Genomic DNA, 19,593 nt, shown 5'->3' on the forward strand with positions numbered 1-19,593 from the left:
TTTCTAGTTTTCTAAAGGCAAGAATCCATACATTTTAGAGTAATACAACATTTGCTCTGCAAAAGATTTTGGTTGTTGCACTTCAATCGAAATAATGTCACCTTTCGCATCCATTTTTGGAACCAAAACTGGATTTACAAAACCACTATAAGGCGCCGAGGTAAATTGTTTGTTTCTTTCGAGAACTTCTGCGTGTAGTTTTTGATCTACTTTCACTCCATAATTTTCAACCAAAGCTTTTCCTGCTTCGTAATCGCCTTCGGATTTGATGCGTTGAATTTCGCGCAACAATTGTCCAAATAATTCGTGTAATTTGTCATAATCCGTAATGTTGAAATAGGTTTTTCCGTTGCGAGTCAACTTCTCGATTACATTGTCTTTTTTTCCTTTTTCAAACACCCAAGCACTCACAAACTGACGGTTTCTCATATGGGCTTCTTCGATATTGGCTCCGGGTTCTAATCGAATGAGCTGCGTCATCAATCCGTTTCGAATGTAGCTGTCATAGGATTCCATTCCCAGTTTTTTCCAATCATCGACCAAACCCAATTCTTGTATTTTTGAATTATAGACATAGTACAATCCAACTAAATCAGCTCTACCTTCTTCAAGCGCCGATGCATAACTTTTCAACGTTTCTTTTGGTGTTCCTACTCCAGGATTGATTTGCCCTGACGCGTGACCGATTACTTCGTGCAAAGCGGTGTGCATTTTATCTCCTAATTCGGCGTATTTTTCAGCCAATGCAATTTCTTCGGCATCATTCGCAAATTCTTGCAATCTTCCTTTTCCACCGGCTTTGTTATAGGAATCGATAATATTTCCAAGCGAAACCGATTTTGAACCGTGTTCAGCACGAATCCAGTCAGCATTCGGAAGGTTTACACCGATTGGCGTTGCAGGAGAAGAATCGCCAGATTCGCCAGCTACCACAACGGTTTTATAAGATACGCCAACCACATTTTTCTTTTTGTTTTCAGGAAGCAAAGGCGAATTGTCTTCGAACCATTGTGCATTTTTCGAAATTACTTCCATCTTTTTAGACATATCGAAATCCTTGATTTGGACAATGCTTTCATACGAACCACGATATCCCAAAGGATCGTTATAAACTTCGATAAAACTGTTGATGTAATCTATATTTCCCTCAGTTGCTTGTGACCAAGCGATGTTATAATCGTCCCAAGTTTTTAGGCTTCCTGTTTTGTAATAGCTGATAAGCAATCCAATGGCGTCACCTTGTTTTTTGTTTTCAGCCACAGCTTGCGCTTTCTCTAACCAATACACAATTTTGTCAATAGCAGTACCATACATTCCGCCACTTTTCCAAATTTTTTCTTCTAATTCCGCTTTCGAATTGCGCACCAATTTTGAATTCAAACCAAAAGAATAGGGTCTTTTAGGCTCTGGGCTGGTTTTTTTAGCATAAAAAGCTTCAACCTCTTTAGCTGTTATCCCTTTGTCATAAAAATTGATGGCTGAACCTTCTAATAAGCCTTTGGATTCATCCAGATTTACTTTTTTGGCATCGGTATCGTTGAAAAGTATGGCAACAATTGCGGGTGATAAGCTGGTTTTTGTGGCTTTCAGTAAACCATCAAAATAGGCTGCGGAAAATGCTGGTTTGATTTTATCATTCGAATAATGATGGTGAATACCATTGGCAAACCAAACTCTTTTGATGTAAATTTCAAAATTTTTCCAATCGTTCGAGGTTTTATCTCCTTTGTAATTTACATAAATATTCTCGAGCGCTTTTCTGATTTTTAAATTGTGCTTATAATGTTGATCCCAACCCATATCGCGCCCAGCATATCCAGCCTGCGTGAGATAATATACTAATTTTTGTTCTTTTAAGGTTAGATTTTCCCAACCCGGAATTTGGTAACGCAACACTTTGATGTCGGCAAATTGTTCGACAACATATTCAAAAGGAGTTGCAGCAGAAGTGCTTGAATCCTTAGTTTTTCCCGTTTGCCCACTGCAAACAAAACTCGCGCCAACCGTGATCAAAACAGAGGCAATTTTAAGTAATTTCATCAGTACTAATTTAATTAATTTATAAAAAACGATTAGCAAATGTACGTTTTATTACATAATTAATAAAAAAAAGCGCCTCAAATTCATTTCAATTAGGATTAAAAATGTTTTCTGACTAAAAGTAACAGCTATTGTGTCTTTTTGTGAAAAAATTGAATCCTCAAGAGCGTATTTATTACTTTTTTTATCGTTGAACTTAATGATAAAATGGCTAACTTTACCACTGAATTTAACCGAACGATTATGAGAATTATTAAATACCTCTTTCTATTACTTTTGCTTAGTCTCGTTACACTATCGATATTTATAGCGACCCAAAAGGGGGCATTTACAGTGGAAAGAAGTAGGATTATCAATTCTCAGAGAGCTGCCGTTTTTAGCTATGCCAATGATTTGAAAAATTGGGAAGATTGGAACTCCATTGCTGTTGAAGATTCGCTCATGACTATAAATTATTCAAATACTACGGTCGGAACAGGTGGTTTCTGTAGCTGGGACGGGAAAAAAGGGGCTGGTGAACTGAAAACCATCAATTTGAAAGAAAATGATAGTATCATGCAAACGATGCTACTTGACGGAAATTCGGCCGATCTTGTGTTGAGTTTCAAAGACACTTTAGGCAAAACCAAAGTGACCTATAAAGCGAAGGGGAAAATGAGTTTTACTTCAAAAGTATTGAACGTTTTCAATGGGGGTGGCTCCAATTTTTTTGGCACTATTTTCGAAAATAGTTTAGCAAATCTAGATAAAAGGCTAGTTTACGAAATCAATACCTACGATGTAAAGGTCAATGGAGTGGTCCGAAAACTGCAAGCTTTCTATCTTTCACAAACTTTTACAAGTGAATTTTCGAAAGTGAATAAAAATAAAAACATAGTATTTTCTAAAATCAATACCTTTTGCAAAAAAAATAATATCACCGTATTTGGCAAACCCTTCGTCATTTTTCACACTTACGATACCGCCAATGAATTGACCAAAATTTCCATTTGTATCCCCATCAAAGAACCGATATTTACTACAGAAGGCAGCGAAATTATGTCAGACACTTTACAAGCGTTCGATGCTGTAAAAACAACCCTGAAAGGGGATTATACACACCTTAGTAAAGCCTTGAAGAAAACATCGGACTATTTGAAAGCCAATAATTTAAGAACCGATACAAAATTTTCTAGAATAGAAATCTATGCTGTCGGAAAAAATGAAAGCAATAACCCATCCAAATGGCAAACAGAAATTTATTTCCCGACGAGACCAAAACCCATTTATAAACCCGCAGTGATAACGCCTACTGCGATTGAAGAAACGGTTCCGAAACCTGTTGAAGAAAAAGAAATGCCTTCGGAATTTTAATTTTTTTAGCTTGCTAATTAAACCTATTCAAAAAAATATAATCTAAACCCATAAACAACGGTTTTGCAAGAGGAAAAAGATTTTATTCAAGAGTTATTGCACCCCAAAACGCGAAATACAGCGTTTGAAAAACTCTTGAGGGAATATCAAAAGCCCTTGTACCATCACATCCGAAACATCGTATTGAACCACGATGATGCCGATGATGTATTGCAAAACACTTTTATAAAAGTATTTCAAAATCTTGAAAAATTCAAGGGAGAAAGTAAACTCTTTTCGTGGATGTACCGCATTGCAACTAATGAAGCTCTAACTTTTTTGAAGCAAAAGGCAAAAAAAAGTGGCATTTCATCCGAAGCATTACAAAACAAAGCCATCGATAACCTACAAGCTGATGTCTATTTTGAAGGTAACGACATTCAAATCCAATTGCAAAAAGCGATTGTATTATTACCCGAAAAACAACAACTCATTTTCAAAATGAAATATTTTGAAGAATTAAAATACGAAGAAATCTCAGAGATTCTTGGAACCTCGGTGGGAGCTTTGAAAGCATCCTACCATATTGCAGTTAAAAAAATAGAAGCCTTTGTGACCACCAATTAAACCTTATGACTTTGAAAAAGTCTTATGAATAGTATGAAAACATTTAAACTCGACACCGATTCAAAAATTAAATCTGGATTTACAACTCCCGATACTTACTTTGAGGATTTTTCGGCAAAAATAATGCAACAATTGCCAGAGAAAGAACCCAAAATAATTTCTATTTTTGCAAGAAGAAAGACTTGGTTGTATGCCGCTGCTGCAATTCTAATTTTGGCATTGGCCATTCCAATGTACCTCACTTTCAATACACATTCATCTGAAATTGATGACGAAACTATGGAAAACTACCTCACCTATCACGCCAGAGTTTCCGATGTTGATTTAGTCAATCTACTGGATTCCGATGACATTCAGAATATGAACATCGATATGAATATTGAAGATAAAACACTCGAAAATGAACTTTCACACAATAGAAATTTAGAACAATACATCTTAAATTAATAGCACATGAAAACAAACAAACTTATACTTATATTTTGCCTTATATTTTCGGTTCATTCTTTTGCACAACCCAAAATGGAGGAAAAAAAAGAGCAAATTAGAGCCTTAAAAGTGGGTTTTATCACCAATGAATTGAAATTGACCGCTGATGAAGCTACTAAGTTTTGGCCTCTTTATAACGCCTATGATGACAAACAATTTGAATTAAGACATCAAAAAATGAAAGCTTTCAAAGGCCGAATGGAAGCTGATTTAGACAAAATGAGCGAAAAAGAAGCTGCAGCGCTATTGGCACAAATGGAAAGCAACGAGGATGAATTGTATCAAATTCGAAAAAAATTCGTCACAAGCCTGAAAGGAATTTTACCTTCAGTGAAAATAATCAAGTTGAAAAAAGCAGAAGATGATTTCAACAAAAAATTACTAGAACAATATCGAAATAAAGGCCCAAGACGATAGTACTTTATTCCACATTATTTAAAAACCAAGAAATTGAAATCTCTTTTTCTTGGTTTTTTTTTGAAACAAAAATATCATAAATAATTGATTTTAAGCAATATCACAAACCTCAGTACATAATCAAAGCCCTACCTAATTTGCATTGGCACAGTAATTGAATGATAAAAGATAACAACTAAAAATCATTCATTATGAAAACTCCATTCCTATTATTCGCAGTGTTTACCTTCCTTTTAACACTTGCTGCAGATGCACAAAACAAAACGATTGTCAATGCAATGAATTCAGAAATTAGCGATAATCTAGATTTAAGATTTGTTGCCTCCGTTTTTGGTGATGCCAGAAATCTACAAGATTTTGAACGAAGATTGAATGATCCAAAACTCCAAATTTCGAATTTAGACTTGAATTATGATGGTCAAGTTGATTATTTGAGAGTCATAGAAACAGTAGAAAAAAGAACCCACATCATCATCATTCAGTCGGTACTCAATCGTGATTTATATCAAGATGTCGCTACAATCGAACTTGAAAAAACGAGGAGCAACAAAGTTCATATTCAGGTAGTTGGTAATTCCTATTTTTATGGACCAAACTACATATACGAACCTGTATATTGCTACACACCAATAATTTATACCGATTTTTGGATGTCGAATTACCGTCCATACTACTCCAATTGGTATTGGAATTATTACCCAAATTATTATTATGCTTGGAATACCTATCCGACATTTAGATACCGATACAACGTAAATATTTGTTTAAACAATTACGACTATAATAATTACAACTATGTGCAGCATCGCAGAAGCAGTTATTCCTCATCCGTTTACAAAAATTATCATTCGAATGGATACGAACGACTCTATCCTGAACAGTCTTTTTCCAGAAGAAATACTGCGGTCAGTAATCGATATGAGTTGGACCAAGTACGAAATTACAGAAATACAAGTGTAAAAAATACGGTGGGTTATTCCCCAAATAGAGCTGAAACTCCAAGAGAAAATAGCACTCAACGAATTGATACCCGACGTGATTATTCTCAAAACAGAGTGGAAACGCCAAGAGAAAATAATGTGCAACCCATCGAAACTCGAAGTGATTATTCTCAAAACAGAGTTGAAACTCCAAGACAAGCCAGTCCGCCAAGGGATTATACTCAAACCAGAGTAGAAACCCCGAGAGAAAATAATACTCCACGAATAGATACCCGCCGTGATTATTCTCAAAACAGAGTAGAAACTCCGCGGCAAGTTGCCTCGCAAAAAGATTATTCGCAAAACAGAGTAGAAAGTCCTAGAGAAAATAATACTCAGCGAATCGAAACTCGACGAGATTATTCTCAAAATCGAGCAGAAACCCCAAGACAAGCCGCTCCGCAAAGAAGTGAAGCTGCAAAAGAAAATACTAATTCAAGAAATTCATCCGCAGATGGAAGTTCGGGTTATTCTAGAAATGGCAACAGAAGAGCATAATTTTTAATAAAAAGGTCCAAAAATCACGGTAGTAACTGCCGTGATTTTTTATTTTATTCATTATCATTAATTTATTTATTTTAAAACAGTAAATTTGTGACGTTTTTTTATATAAATATTCATGAGTACTTCGCACAAAGACTTACACAGTAAGCTCACATTAGGTGGTCTATTAGTTTCATTAGGAATCATTTACGGTGATATTGGAACTTCTCCTTTGTATGTAATGAAAGCCATTATTGGGCAACATGTCATCAATGCAGATATTGTTTTAGGTGGTATTTCGGCTGTTTTTTGGACCCTTACCTTACAAACTACCCTTAAATACGTTTTGATGACCCTTAGCGCAGACAACCACGGAGAGGGTGGAATATTTGCCTTATACGCTTTAGTCAAAAAAACTAAAATTCAATGGTTGATAATTCCTGCTATCATCGGGGGAAGTGCGCTTCTCGCCGACGGAATAATCACCCCTCCAATCTCGGTTTCATCGGCTGTCGAAGGAATTAAGAACATTTACCCAAAGATAGATACCGTCCCTATTGTCATTGGAATATTGTTCATTTTATTTACCATTCAGCAATTTGGATCTAAATTAGTGGGACGCTTTTTTGCTCCATTAATGCTAATTTGGTTCGGAATGTTGGGCATTTTGGGTTTACTTCAAATCATTCAACATTTTGAAGTTTTAAAGGCAATTAACCCGTATTATGCTTATCACTTATTGAGTATTCATCCCGAAGGTTTTTTTGTTTTAGGCTTTGTTTTTCTTTGTACAACCGGTGCCGAAGCATTGTATTCAGATATGGGACATTGTGGGCGAAAAAACATCAGAATCAGTTGGATTTTTGTCAAAACAACATTAATAGCAAACTATTTTGGTCAAGGGGCTTACCTCATTCATCACGAAGGAGAAACGCTTATGGGCCTAGGAGGCGAAAATGGAAATCCATTTTATTTAATCATGGCCGATTGGTTTCAACCCTTTGGAATTGTTATCGCAACGCTAGCCGCAGTAATAGCTTCTCAAGCCCTTATCAGTGGTTCATTTACATTAATTAATGAGGCCATGCGTTTGAATTTTTGGCCAAAAGTAAAAATTAAATATCCATCTGAATTGAAAGGACAATTGTATATTCCTTCGATAAACTGGTTATTGTTCTTGGGTTGCGTTGGTGTCGTACTGCATTTCGAAAAATCTAGTAATATGGAGCACGCCTATGGTTTGGCTATTATTTTGTGTATGATTATGACGACCATTTTGCTCAATTATTATATGATTTTAAAAAGAGTGAAACTGTATTTTATGGTGCCCATAATTACAATATATTTAGCTATTGAGTCCGGTTTCTTTATTGCTAATATTACAAAATTTGCCGAAGGAGGTTATGTTACCTTAATGATTGCTTTCGTCTTGATTTCGATTATGACCATTTGGTATTTTGCCAAAAAAATCAACAAGAGTTACACCACTATTGTCAATATCAATGACTATACTAAGGTACTGTTGGAATTAAGTGATGATCTATCGATTCCAAAATACACGACCCACCTGATCTACATGACAAACGCAGGCACGGCCAACGAAATCGAAGAAAAAGTAATGTTTTCAATTTTACGAAAAAGGCCGAAAAGAGCCGATATATATTGGTTTGTACACGTAAATATCCTAAATGAACCCTACAAAACAGAATATAAAGTTACTGAAATTGCGGACAAAACTATTTTTAGAATCGATTTTAATTTGGGATTCAGAGAGCCGACAAAAATCAACTTAATGTTCAAGGAAGTAATCACTGATATGGTCAAAAAAGGCGAAGTGGATGTCACAAGTAGATACGAATCCTTGAATAAAAACAATATTATTGGCGATTTCAAATTTGTTCTTTCTGAAAAATATTTATCGAACGACAGCGATTTGACATTCTTTGAAAAAATTATTATGAACTCGTATTTCTTCATCAAAAAAATGAGTTTATCCGAAGAAAGTGCCTTTAACTTAGACATAGGATCTGTAAAAGTCGAGAAATTCCCGATGGTGCTTCACGCTCCGGAGAATATCGGTTTAACCCGAATAAAATAAAGAAATTGAGTTTCAATCCAAAAAAAAGCACTGTCCAACAGTGTTTTTTTTATGCTCACAGCTTAGACAGGTTTTGACCAAAAACACTATTTTTGAATCAAATTTCTAAAGATTAAAGTCTTAAATCTTAGATCAGTGATAGCGAACAAATGAAGTAAATCTGAAATCTTCTCCCGATGCTTCGGGATAAAATTGTACCTTTGCACCTCAATTATTCAAAATGAGATTACACAGAAATTTAGTCTACACCACCATCGACGCGCTAAACGCCATCTTCAACGAAGGCGAATATGCCGATAAAGTTGTAGCAAGATCCCTTAAAAAAGACAAACGTTGGGGCAGCTCCGATCGAAAATTTGTTGCCGAAACCATCTATGAAATTGTACGTTGGAAACGTTTATATGCTGAAATCGCCGAGGTGAAAGAACCCTTCGACCGAGATAATCTTTGGAGAATGTTCTCCGTTTGGGCTGTCTTGAGAGGCTACCCTATCCCCGATTGGCGCCAATTGGAAGGAACTCCAGAAAGAAAAATAAAAGGACGTTTTGATGAACTTTCAAAAATTAGATCCCTCAAAGAATCTATCCCCGATTGGATGGACGAATTGGGAGTGAAAGAATTAGGCGAAAAAGTTTGGGCAAAAGAAATTGCAGCTCAAAACCAACCTGCCAAAGTAATTCTTAGAACCAATACGCTAAAAACGAACAAGGAGCAATTAAGAGCCATTTTAATGGACTTGAATATTGAAACTGACTACCTGAAAGATCAACCCGATGCTTTGGTTTTGAAAGAAAGAGCTAATGTTTTCTTGACAGATGCTTTTAAGCAAGGTCTTTTTGAAGTTCAGGATGCCAACTCGCAACTCGTTGCCGAGTTTCTTGATGTAAAACCGGGAATGCGCGTAGTGGATACGTGTGCCGGTGCTGGTGGAAAAACCCTGCATATCGCCGCTTTGATGGAAAACAAAGGACAATTGATTGCTATGGATTTGTACGAAAGTAAATTGAAGCAATTGAAATTGAGAGCCAAAAGAGACGGTGCTTTCAATATCGAATACCGCATCATTGAATCGACTAAAGTCATCAAGAAACTACACGAAAAAGCCGATAGAGTATTGATTGACGCACCTTGTAGCGGTTTGGGAGTTTTGAAAAGAAATCCAGATGCCAAATGGAAATTACAACCTGAATTCATAGATAACATTCGTAAAGTTCAAGCTGAAGTTTTAGAAAGTTATTCCAAAATTGTAAAACCAGGTGGAAAATTAGTCTATGCTACTTGCTCCGTTTTACCTTCTGAAAATCAGGAACAAGTTGAAAAATTCTTGAAAACTGATATCGGAAAACAATTCAACTTCATAAAAGACCGCAAAATATTGGCTCACGAGTCTGGTTTTGATGGATTTTATATGGCTTTGTTGGAAAGAAAAGAGTAAGTTTTTAAAAAATTCCAATAAATTAAATCCCAAATTCCAATAATTAAATTTCATAAAAAACTCCAATTTTCAAATTTGAAATTGGAGTTTTTTTTTGGAATTTGGAATTTTTTAATTGGAATTTTTTACTAATCATTCATCGAAATCAAAAACTCTTCATTATTCTTTGTTTTCTTGAAACGATCGTTGATGAAATCCATTGCTTCTACTGGGTTCATATCCGAAAGATACTTTCTCATAATCCACATTCTTTGTAATGTTTTGGCATCTAACAATAAATCATCGCGTCTGGTACTTGAAGAAGTTAAATCAATCGCAGGGAAAATACGTTTGTTGGCAATTTTTCTGTCCAATTGCAATTCCATATTACCGGTTCCTTTAAATTCTTCAAAGATAACTTCATCCATTTTCGAACCCGTTTCGGTCAATGCTGTGGCAATAATACTTAAGGAACCTCCTCCTTCGACATTTCTGGCAGCACCAAAGAATCGTTTTGGTTTTTGTAATGCATTGGCATCCACACCACCACTCAAAACCTTACCAGATGCGGGTTGCACGGTATTATAAGCTCTTGCTAAACGCGTAATCGAATCCAAAAGAATTACCACATCGTGACCACATTCTACCAAACGTTTTGCTTTTTCGAGAACGATATTCGCAATTTTCACGTGCTCTTGTGGCTCTCTATCGAAAGTGGAAGCGATTACTTCGCCACGAACACTTCGAATCATATCCGTAACCTCCTCGGGTCGTTCATCAATCAATAAAACAATCAAATAGACTTCAGGATGATTGGCTGCAATGGCATTGGCAATGTCTTTTAGCAACATTGTTTTACCCGTTTTCGGTTGAGCGACAATCATTCCACGTTGCCCTTTTCCTATTGGTGAAAACAAATCGATAATTCGGGTTGAAATCGTACTTTGTCTTTCGGCTATTTTGAATTTTTCAGATGGAAAAATAGGAGTTAAATGTTCGAATGAAACTCTATCGCGAACGACTTGTGGATCGTGTCCGTTGATTTTCAGAACTCGTACTAAAGGGAAGAATTTCTCACCTTCTTTTGGCGGACGAACTACTCCTTTTACAGTGTCGCCCGTTTTAAGACCAAACAATCTGATTTGTGAAGTCGATAAATAAATATCGTCGGGCGAAGCCAAATAATTATAATCGGAAGAACGCAAAAAACCATAACCATCAGGCATCATTTCTAGAACGCCTTCGCTTTCTATGATACCGTCAAATTCAAAATCAGAATCTCTAAAGTTGTTTTTCTTGTTTTTGAAATTGGGATTTACATTTCCATTACCGTTAACGTTGCCATTTTGATTTTGGTTTTGGTTTTGATTTTGGTTTTGGTTTTGGTTCTGTTTCCGTAATTGATTTGGATTTAACTTCTTGGCAACAGCTTCATTTTCTGGAACTTCAGTTTTTTCAGCAACAACATCCGTGCTAGAGTCCGTTGTTTCTAATGAATCAGTATCTTCATTGGCTACTTTGGCATCTTCTTTTTGCTTTTGCAAAGCCATTTTCTTCTCGTAGGCCGATTTATTGAATTTAATTACTTTACCCACTTTCTTTTCAGTTGCAACTTCTTCAATTGGCTGATCGTTTTTTACTTCAGCAACAATTGGTTCAGCAACAATTTCTTCCTCAGCGAACAAAGAGTTGGGCGCGTTTTTTTGAATAGCTGCTTTTTTAGGTGCTATAATCCTAGCTCTTTTGGGCTTATCCGCTTCTCCTTGGTCTGCTGGCTTAGCGGCAGGTTTTTCAACCATACTTTCCTCTTGAAGCTTTAGAATTTGACTAATTAAAGTTTCTTTTTTTACCCCGTTAAATTTTATGGTTTTAGCAGCTTTTGCTATTTCTTGAAGCTCAGAAAGCTTCATTTCTTTTAATACAGAAATGTCAAACATAAATGTTTTATGAATTTAAATAATTTGGGAATACTATAAAAGTGTGTAGTAAAATTTTGATTTTGAATTGACCGAAGAATGAAGTACTTACGGATTTGTCATGCAATATTACGAATAAATTTTAATTTACAATAGTATTTATTAAAAAGAAAATATATTTTTGTGCAAGAAATTGCGACTATGTTACAAAGAGTTCAAACCATATATTTATTTCTAGCTTTTGCTGCGACAGGTATTTTGCCTTTTTTCATTCCATTATGGACAATGGCAGATGCTAAGGCCTATTTGTTTATGCACAACCAAGTGTATGTTGTTTTGTTTGGACTTAGTACTACGCTTTCCATTTTGAGTATCATTTCATATAATAAAAGACAAAATCAATTTGTGATGGGCAGATTGAATATAATTTTAAATTTAATTTTATTAGGCTTATTTGTATATCGTTCGCTAAATTTATCTGGAGAAACCCCCGCGGTTTCTGAGAAAGGTATTGGGATGTTTCTACCTGTTGTTGCTATCGTGTTGTTAGTCTTAGCTAACAAGGCCATCAAAAAGGACGAAGATCTTGTAAAATCTGTGGACCGTTTGAGATAATCCTATAAACTTAGTTTATTAGTGCGAAGGAAACCCGAATGTAACAGTTCGGGTTTTTTTGTTCCTCACCCCAACTCTCTACCAAGGAGAGGGAACCGAAACTGGAGAGGCTAAGGAAAAGAAGTCCAAATTGGAAAACTACAAATCATTATTATGACAACTGCAATCTTCAATCTGAAATCTGAACACTACCTCTTCCCTATTTCTATGATTTCCAAATCTTTTATTTTGTCGCCATCAATTACAAAACGCAGCATCGTTCTCACTAGATGAAAACCGCTTTTTCCGGCAGCTCCAGGGTTCATATGCAAGAGATTGTGCTTTTTATCAAACATCACTTTTAAAATATGTGAATGTCCACAAATAAATAATTTTGGAGGATTTGCAGTCATCTCCGCTTTGATTGCAGGATTGTATTTTCCGGGATAACCGCCAATGTGAGTGATCCAAACGTCGACACTTTCACACAAAAATCGGTTGTGCAACGGAAATTCCATTCGGGCTTTATCATTATCTATATTACCGTAAACACACCGTAATGGCTTTATTTTTTTAATAGCATCCGTAACAACCAAATCACCAATATCGCCTGCGTGCCAAACTTCGTCAGCCTGAGATACATATTTTAAAATTGTATCATCAATATGACTGTGCGTATCGGAAAGTAGGAGGATTTTTTTCATAGAAAATTTTAACTCAAAGTTGCAAAGTTATTATTTAAGATTAAAGATTAACGATTTTAGATTTCAGAATTGGCAAAACTTTGAAATAAAACATAACCAATAAGATGGACAATCTTTGTAGATTTGCGTTTTTAATATTGGTTTCAATTTCTAATAAAATTTGAAATCTAAAATCTGAAATCTGACCTTGAGGTATTTTATAAAACTGGCATACAACGGAAGCAATTATCACGGATGGCAATACCAACCCAATGCCCCTTCTGTACAAGAAACATTGAACAAAGCTTTTTCGGTAATTATGAATTCTGAAATCAATCTTATGGGAGCTGGGCGCACCGACACCGGTGTACACGCCAAAGAAATGTATGCGCATTTTGATTTCGAAAGTCCTTTTGACGCAGAAAATACAATACACAAACTCAATTCCTATTTGCCAAAAGACATCGTTATTTTTGATATTTTTCCAGTACACGAAGAGGCTCACGCTAGATTTGACGCCACAAAAAGAACCTATGAATATCATATTAGTACTTTTAAAGACGCTTTTTCGCAAGACGGAAGTTGGTATTATCACAAAGAATTAGACCTTGAGCTCATGAATCAAGCTTCAAAATTATTATTCAATTATACCGATTTTCAATGTTTTTCTAAAGTCAATACCGATGTAAATACATTTGATTGTACTATTTTTGAAGCCCATTGGCAACAAGCGAACAGTAAATTGGTATTTACCATTTCGGCCAATCGATTTTTGAGAAATATGGTGCGAGCTATTGTGGGAACTTTAGTTTATGTAGGTTTGCATAAAATTACATTGGAAGATTTCAAAAACATTATAGCGAGTAAAAACCGCAGCGAAGCAGGATTTTCAGTTCCAGCACACGGCTTGTATTTGACAAAAATTGAATATGAATACTTATAAAAGGTGGCAGATTTCAGATTTCAGGTTGCAGACGGCAGGTAGCAGGTTGAAATAGATAATGAGATTGAAAATTTTATAAAAAAAATACATTAAAAAAATTAGTATATAAAGCAGCAAAAGGTATTTGTTTACAAATTTAGAATTCTGATTCTGAAATCTGAAATCTGCAACCTGAAATCTGCCCTCTAAAATTATGAAAGCAAAAGCATTCGACACTCGACTTTTCAAAAGAATACTGCAATACACCAAGCCCTACAAAATGAGGTTCAACGGTGTGATTGTTTTTGCCATTTCGTTATCGATTTTTGCAGCTTTGCGTCCCTATTTATTGAAACAGACCGTCGATGAATACATAAAAACACAAGACAAATTTGGCCTTTTAGTGTACGTCAGTCTAATGGGTTTTGTTTTATTATTGGAAGTTTTTTCACAATTTTTCTTTGTTTTTTGGGCCAATTGGCTCGGACAAGATATCGTGAAAGACATTCGAAATAAAATGTTCAAACACATTCTAAGTTTCAAAATGAAGTATTTCGACAATGTGCCTGTAGGTCAATTGGTAACCCGTTCGGTTTCGGATATCGAAGCCATTGCACGCATTTTTAGTCAAGGATTGTTTATGATCATAAGTGATTTGATGAAAATGATTGTAGTGCTCATTTTTATGTTTTATATGAATTGGAAACTCACTTGGATTGTGCTTGTAGCGATGCCGGTTTTGGTGTTTTTTACCAGAATTTTTCAAAAGAAAATGCAAATTGCCTTCGAGGAAGTCCGAACACAGATTGCCAATTTGAATTCCTTTGTTCAAGAACGTGTGACGGGAATGAAAATCGTTCAATTATTTCATCGGGAAGACATTGAATTCGAAAAATTCAAATCCATCAACGAAAAACATAAAAAAGCTTGGATAAAAACCATTTTGTACAACTCCATCTTCTTTCCTATTGCCGATATAATTTCGTCTTTAACGCTTGGTTTTGTTGTACTTTATGGTGGAATCAAAATATTAAATGGGGACAATTTCACCACCTTTGGCGATTTGTTTTCCTACACTATGTTTATCGGAATGTTGTTCAATCCGTTGCGCCAAATTGCGGATAAATTCAACGAAATGCAACTCGGTATGATTGCTGCCAATCGTGTTTTCGATATTCTGGACACTCAAGACCAAATTCAAGATACCGGAACTATTGAAGCGCCAATTTTCAAAGGAAGTATACAATTCAAACAGGTGCATTTTGGCTACATTGCCAATGAAGAAGTGATCAAAGGAATCGATTTGGATGTCAAAGCTGGCAAAACGATCGCGATTGTTGGATCGACTGGTGCTGGAAAATCGACCATTATCAATTTATTAAATCGTTTTTACGAAATCAATAGCGGAACCATTTGCATCGATGACCACAACATCGAAAACTATACTTTGAGTTCGTTGCGCAAACAAATTGCAGTGGTTTTGCAAGACGTTTTCCTTTTTGCCGATACCATTTTCAATAATATTACCCTGAACAACCCGGATGTTTCTCGGGACCAAGTTTTGGCTGCAGCCAAAAAAATTGGCGTTCATAAATTCATTATGAGTTTACCCGATAATTATGATTTTGATGTTAAGGAACGCGGTGTAATGCTGTCTTCGGGACAACGTCAATTGATAGCTTTTTTAAGAGCTTATGTTAGCAATCCGAGTATTCTTATTCTAGACGAAGCAACTTCTTCAATCGATACCTATTCCGAAGAATTGATTCAAAAAGCGACCGAAACCATTACCAAAGACAGAACCTCAATAGTAATTGCTCACCGACTCGCCACCATATTAAAAGCAAGTAAAATTGTTGTTATGGACAAAGGTTTAATTGTCGAGCAAGGAACACATCAGGAATTAGTCCTACTGGAAAATGGATATTACAAAAAACTATACGACTCTCAGTTTGCTGTAGAAATTGACGACTACAACATTAATTAATTTAATTTATTCTTTATGGCATTTACCATTGCAATTTCCAAAGATCGTACACCACTAAAAAAGAACATTTGGCTTCAAATTTTCATTGTTTTTTTTCTGATAAACTGGGCGAATTCCTATATCGGAAATACAGATACCGCCAATTGGATCTTAGAAAACACCTTAGTATTTTTATTCCTAGGCTTTTTAGGGTTTAACTACAAAAAATTCCAATTTAGTGACCTGAGCTATTTGTTAATTTGTGTTTATTTATGCCTGCACGTGTATGGTTCAAAATATACTTATGCCGAAAATCCATTTGGTTATTGGTTAAAAGACGCACTCGATTTATCCCGAAATCATTACGACAGAATTGTACATTTTAGTTTTGGATTTTTATTGGCTTACCCAATGCGTGAAATGTTTTTGAAATGGTTAAAATTCCCCGCTTGGGTCGCTTGGACCTTACCCATAGAAATCACACTTTCAATTAGTGCATTTTATGAATTGATCGAATGGGCTGTTGCCGATGTGTTTTTCAAAGCTCAAGGAGACGCGTATTTGGGGACGCAAGGCGATATCTGGGATGCACAAAAAGATATTTTCTTGGCATTTATGGGCGCGATAATCGCTACAACAATTGTATCTTTTGTAAAAAAAGCGTTGAATATACGATAGTCATTAAACAGAATTAAAGCTTTAGAATCTATTTGATATCTTCACTTTTTTATAAAATATTTTCTTAAATTTGCCAACTGAATTTATTTTGAATATCACGAGCAAATGACTGGAGGTTTTGCTACTGCATTTTTACCAAATTTAAATAAATAGAAAAAAAATGACACGAGGCTCGGCCGACTGCATTTTGTACAAATAACAAATAAACAACAAGAAATGAAATACGATATTATAGTTTTAGGAAGTGGCCCAGGCGGATATGTAACGGCTATCAGAGCATCACAATTAGGCTTTAAAGTGGCCGTAATCGAAAAAGAAAGCCTTGGCGGAATCTGCTTGAATTGGGGTTGTATCCCTACGAAAGCTTTATTAAAATCGGCTCAGGTTTTTGACTACTTAAAACACGCCTCCGATTATGGATTGACTGTTTCTTCCTTCGATAAAGATTTCCCAGCGGTTGTTCAACGTAGCCGAAATGTGGCGCAAGGAATGAGCAAAGGAGTCACTTTCTTGATGAAAAAAAATAAAATCGACGTTATTTTTGGTTTCGGAAAACTAAAAGCCGGAAAAAAAATAGATGTTACTGATGAAGCGGGAAAAATTACGGAATATTCAGCAGACCATATTATCATTGCTACTGGTGCTCGTTCTCGTGAGTTGCCCAACTTGCCTCAAGATGGCGTAAAAGTAATTGGATACCGTCAAGCGATGACATTACCTACACAACCTAAAAAGATGATTGTTGTTGGTTCTGGAGCTATAGGTGTGGAATTTGCACATTTCTACAACTCAATGGGAACAGAAGTGACTATTGTAGAATTTATGCCCAATGTAGTACCTGTTGAGGACGAAGATATTTCAAAACAATTTGAAAAATCATTGAAAAAATCAGGAATCAAAGTGATGACAAATTCTTCTGTAGAGCGCATTGATACTACTGGTGCCGGAGTTAAAGCATTTGTAAAAACAGCCAAAGGAGAAGAAATCTTGGAAGCTGATATTTTATTATCTGCCGTTGGAATCAAAACCAACATCGAAAACATAGGATTGGAAGAAGTAGGAATTGCTACCGATAGAGATAAAGTATTGGTCAATGAATACAACCAAACCAATATTCCTGGATACTATGCTATTGGTGACATTACGCCGGGTCAGGCATTGGCGCACGTTGCTTCAGCTGAAGGAATTAACTGTGTAGAGAAAATTGCAGGAATGCACGTGGAGCCTATCGATTATGGGAACGTTCCGGGTTGTACTTATGCAACTCCTGAAATTGCTTCTGTTGGATTGACTGAAAAGAAAGCTTTAGAATTAGGATACGAAATTAAAGTGGGTAAATTCCCATTCTCGGCTTCTGGAAAAGCGCAAGCTTCTGGAAATTCAGATGGTTTTGTAAAAGTAATATTCGATGCCAAATACGGTGAATGGTTGGGTTGTCATATGATTGGTGCTGGTGTTACCGATATGATTGCCGAAGCTGTTGTAGCTCGTAAACTTGAAACTACAGGTCACGAAATCCTAAAAGCTATTCACCCTCACCCTACAATGAGTGAAGCGGTTATGGAAGCTGTTGCTGATGCTTATGGTGAAGTGATTCATTTGTAGGTTAGAAAGTAGATTAGAAGTATAGAAATCCGTTTTGTGAAAGCAAAGCGGATTTTTTTTGTTTTATTATTTTCAAATTACAGCAATACAAAATAGTATTTACAAAATAGTAGGTTATCAATTGATTTGTACGAAAAAAGTAATATATTTGATGAAATGTATATCCGAAACAAAACTTTGTCAATCTATCCAATTTTGGATTTATTGCAGCTAGATTGTAATGATTATAAACGAGTTAGTAATATTTTAAAAAAATGAACAGAAATTTAAAAAACACATTAATTGCTTTTGGAATTCCAACAATTTATGCAGTAGTCTTAAGATTATTATTTGGCATCAAGGATTGGAATGGTATATTTTCAGTAATGTCGACCACTTTTCTGTTTTTTCTTCCTTCAATAATTGGGGCGTTAACCATTTATTTATCAGACAAAGATAAAGTCAAAAAAATAAGTTATAGAATTTTTGCCCCTTGGATTCCTATATTTCTTTTTTTAGCAATCACCCTTTTACTCGCAATTGAAGGTTGGGCTTGTTGGTTGATGATTCTTCCTGTTTTTCTGATTGCAGCTTCTATCGGAGGTCTAGTAGGTGGTTATTTGAAACTTAATAAAATAAATGACAGATTAAATGTTTCTATATTAATTTTTCTCCCTTTATTAATATCACCTATTGAACAATTAATTGAAAAAATACCGGGAACATATGATGCATATACATATATTGATATTAATTCTAACGCATACAAAATTTGGAATAATGTAACTCGAGTAAAAACTATAGAAAAAGAAGATGATACTGGATATTTAACAGAATTTTTAGGGTTTCCAAGACCTTTAAAAGCTGAATTAAATTTCAAAGGAATTGGCGCTTACAGAGAGGCTATTTTTACAAATGGCTTAATCTTTAGAGAAACCGTTACAGAATATCAAGAAAATAAAAAAATGGTGTTTTCTATTAGAGCAAACACATATGAAATACCATCCACTACTTTGGATGAGCATATTTTAATAGGTGGCAAATATTTTGATGTTTTAGACGGAACTTACGAACTTGAAAAACTAGAAAAAAACAAATATCGTTTACATTTATACAGTAAGTTTAAAATGAATACAACCTTTAATTTTTATGCTGGTTGGTGGGGAAAAATCATTATGCAGGATATTCAGAATAATATTTTAAGAATTGAAAAAAAAAGGGCAGAAGAATAAAATAAGTGGTTAACTGCCACTAATACAACGGATTTGGGCATTAGTCCTAAATTGAAAATGGTTCTGTTATAGAAGATTTATCAAATCCGAAAAATTGGCTTAATTTAGTCTCAAACCCGCTCTAGTACCAAAACAATT

Annotated in this window: 16 protein-coding genes; 13 read left to right on the plus strand and 3 right to left on the minus strand. The window is 35.3% G+C overall.

All coding sequences use genetic code 11. The annotated features are described in order from the left end of the window. Positions 1 to 3 precede the first annotated feature (3 nt). Positions 4 to 2,040 (minus strand): dipeptidyl-peptidase 3 family protein, encoded by a 2,037-nt coding sequence (locus tag E1750_RS03625; protein ID WP_133275459.1) that lies wholly within the window; start codon positions 2,038 to 2,040, stop codon positions 4 to 6. Between the two features lie 243 nt (positions 2,041 to 2,283). Between E1750_RS03625 and E1750_RS03630 the strand changes: the two genes are divergently transcribed. From E1750_RS03630 to E1750_RS03660, 7 genes are all read left to right on the plus strand, one after another. Beyond that, the gene (locus tag E1750_RS03630; protein ID WP_133275460.1) at positions 2,284 to 3,393 is read left to right on the plus strand and encodes a GyrI-like domain-containing protein; all 1,110 of its coding nucleotides are present in this window, start codon (positions 2,284 to 2,286) and stop codon (positions 3,391 to 3,393) included. Between the two features lie 63 nt (positions 3,394 to 3,456). After that, positions 3,457 to 3,999, plus strand: a complete 543-nt coding sequence (locus E1750_RS03635) for an RNA polymerase sigma factor (protein WP_133275461.1) — start codon at positions 3,457 to 3,459, stop codon at positions 3,997 to 3,999. Between the two features lie 33 nt (positions 4,000 to 4,032). Then, positions 4,033 to 4,446, plus strand: coding sequence for a hypothetical protein (locus E1750_RS03640; RefSeq protein ID WP_133275462.1), 414 nt, complete (start codon positions 4,033 to 4,035; stop codon positions 4,444 to 4,446). A gap of 6 nt (positions 4,447 to 4,452) precedes the next feature. Beyond that, positions 4,453 to 4,905, plus strand: a complete 453-nt coding sequence (locus E1750_RS03645) for a sensor of ECF-type sigma factor (protein WP_133275463.1) — start codon at positions 4,453 to 4,455, stop codon at positions 4,903 to 4,905. A gap of 191 nt (positions 4,906 to 5,096) precedes the next feature. After that, on the plus strand, positions 5,097 to 6,383 hold the full coding sequence (locus E1750_RS03650; protein WP_133275464.1) for a hypothetical protein: 1,287 nt from the start codon (positions 5,097 to 5,099) through the stop codon (positions 6,381 to 6,383). A gap of 121 nt (positions 6,384 to 6,504) precedes the next feature. Further along, the gene (locus E1750_RS03655; protein WP_133275465.1) at positions 6,505 to 8,466 is read left to right on the plus strand and encodes a KUP/HAK/KT family potassium transporter; all 1,962 of its coding nucleotides are present in this window, start codon (positions 6,505 to 6,507) and stop codon (positions 8,464 to 8,466) included. Positions 8,467 to 8,686: 220 nt separating this feature from the next. Next, positions 8,687 to 9,901 (plus strand): RsmB/NOP family class I SAM-dependent RNA methyltransferase, encoded by a 1,215-nt coding sequence (locus tag E1750_RS03660; protein ID WP_133275466.1) that lies wholly within the window; start codon positions 8,687 to 8,689, stop codon positions 9,899 to 9,901. A 128-nt stretch (positions 9,902 to 10,029) separates the two neighbouring features. Here E1750_RS03660 and rho read toward each other — a convergent pair whose 3' ends face one another. After that, a complete protein-coding gene (rho, locus tag E1750_RS03665) occupies positions 10,030 to 11,817 on the minus strand; it encodes a transcription termination factor Rho (protein WP_133275467.1) in 1,788 nt (595 codons plus the stop codon). A gap of 180 nt (positions 11,818 to 11,997) precedes the next feature. Here rho and E1750_RS03670 point away from each other — a divergent pair, with 180 nt between their 5' ends. Next, complete coding sequence (locus tag E1750_RS03670) at positions 11,998 to 12,411, plus strand: DUF4293 domain-containing protein (RefSeq protein WP_133275468.1); 414 nt, start codon at positions 11,998 to 12,000, stop codon at positions 12,409 to 12,411. A 188-nt stretch (positions 12,412 to 12,599) separates the two neighbouring features. Here E1750_RS03670 and E1750_RS03675 read toward each other — a convergent pair whose 3' ends face one another. Continuing rightward, complete coding sequence (locus E1750_RS03675) at positions 12,600 to 13,094, minus strand: metallophosphoesterase family protein (protein WP_133275469.1); 495 nt, start codon at positions 13,092 to 13,094, stop codon at positions 12,600 to 12,602. Positions 13,095 to 13,281: 187 nt separating this feature from the next. Here E1750_RS03675 and truA point away from each other — a divergent pair, with 187 nt between their 5' ends. From truA to E1750_RS03700, 5 genes are all read left to right on the plus strand, one after another. Next, entirely contained in the window at positions 13,282 to 14,016 is a 735-nt protein-coding gene (gene truA / locus E1750_RS03680) for a tRNA pseudouridine(38-40) synthase TruA (protein ID WP_133275470.1), read from the plus strand. Positions 14,017 to 14,209: 193 nt separating this feature from the next. Then, positions 14,210 to 15,982 (plus strand): ABC transporter ATP-binding protein, encoded by a 1,773-nt coding sequence (locus tag E1750_RS03685; protein WP_133275471.1) that lies wholly within the window; start codon positions 14,210 to 14,212, stop codon positions 15,980 to 15,982. Between the two features lie 15 nt (positions 15,983 to 15,997). After that, on the plus strand, positions 15,998 to 16,639 hold the full coding sequence (locus E1750_RS03690; protein ID WP_133275472.1) for a DUF2238 domain-containing protein: 642 nt from the start codon (positions 15,998 to 16,000) through the stop codon (positions 16,637 to 16,639). 216 nt (positions 16,640 to 16,855) lie between these two features. Then, positions 16,856 to 18,244, plus strand: coding sequence for a dihydrolipoyl dehydrogenase (gene lpdA, locus E1750_RS03695; RefSeq protein WP_133275473.1), 1,389 nt, complete (start codon positions 16,856 to 16,858; stop codon positions 18,242 to 18,244). 254 nt (positions 18,245 to 18,498) lie between these two features. Further along, the gene (locus tag E1750_RS03700) at positions 18,499 to 19,455 is read left to right on the plus strand and encodes an APC family permease (RefSeq protein WP_133275474.1); all 957 of its coding nucleotides are present in this window, start codon (positions 18,499 to 18,501) and stop codon (positions 19,453 to 19,455) included. Positions 19,456 to 19,593 lie beyond the last annotated feature (138 nt).

The sequence above is a fragment of the Flavobacterium nackdongense genome (assembly GCF_004355225.1).
In the GTDB taxonomy this organism is placed as follows: Bacteria; Bacteroidota; Bacteroidia; order Flavobacteriales; family Flavobacteriaceae; genus Flavobacterium; species Flavobacterium nackdongense.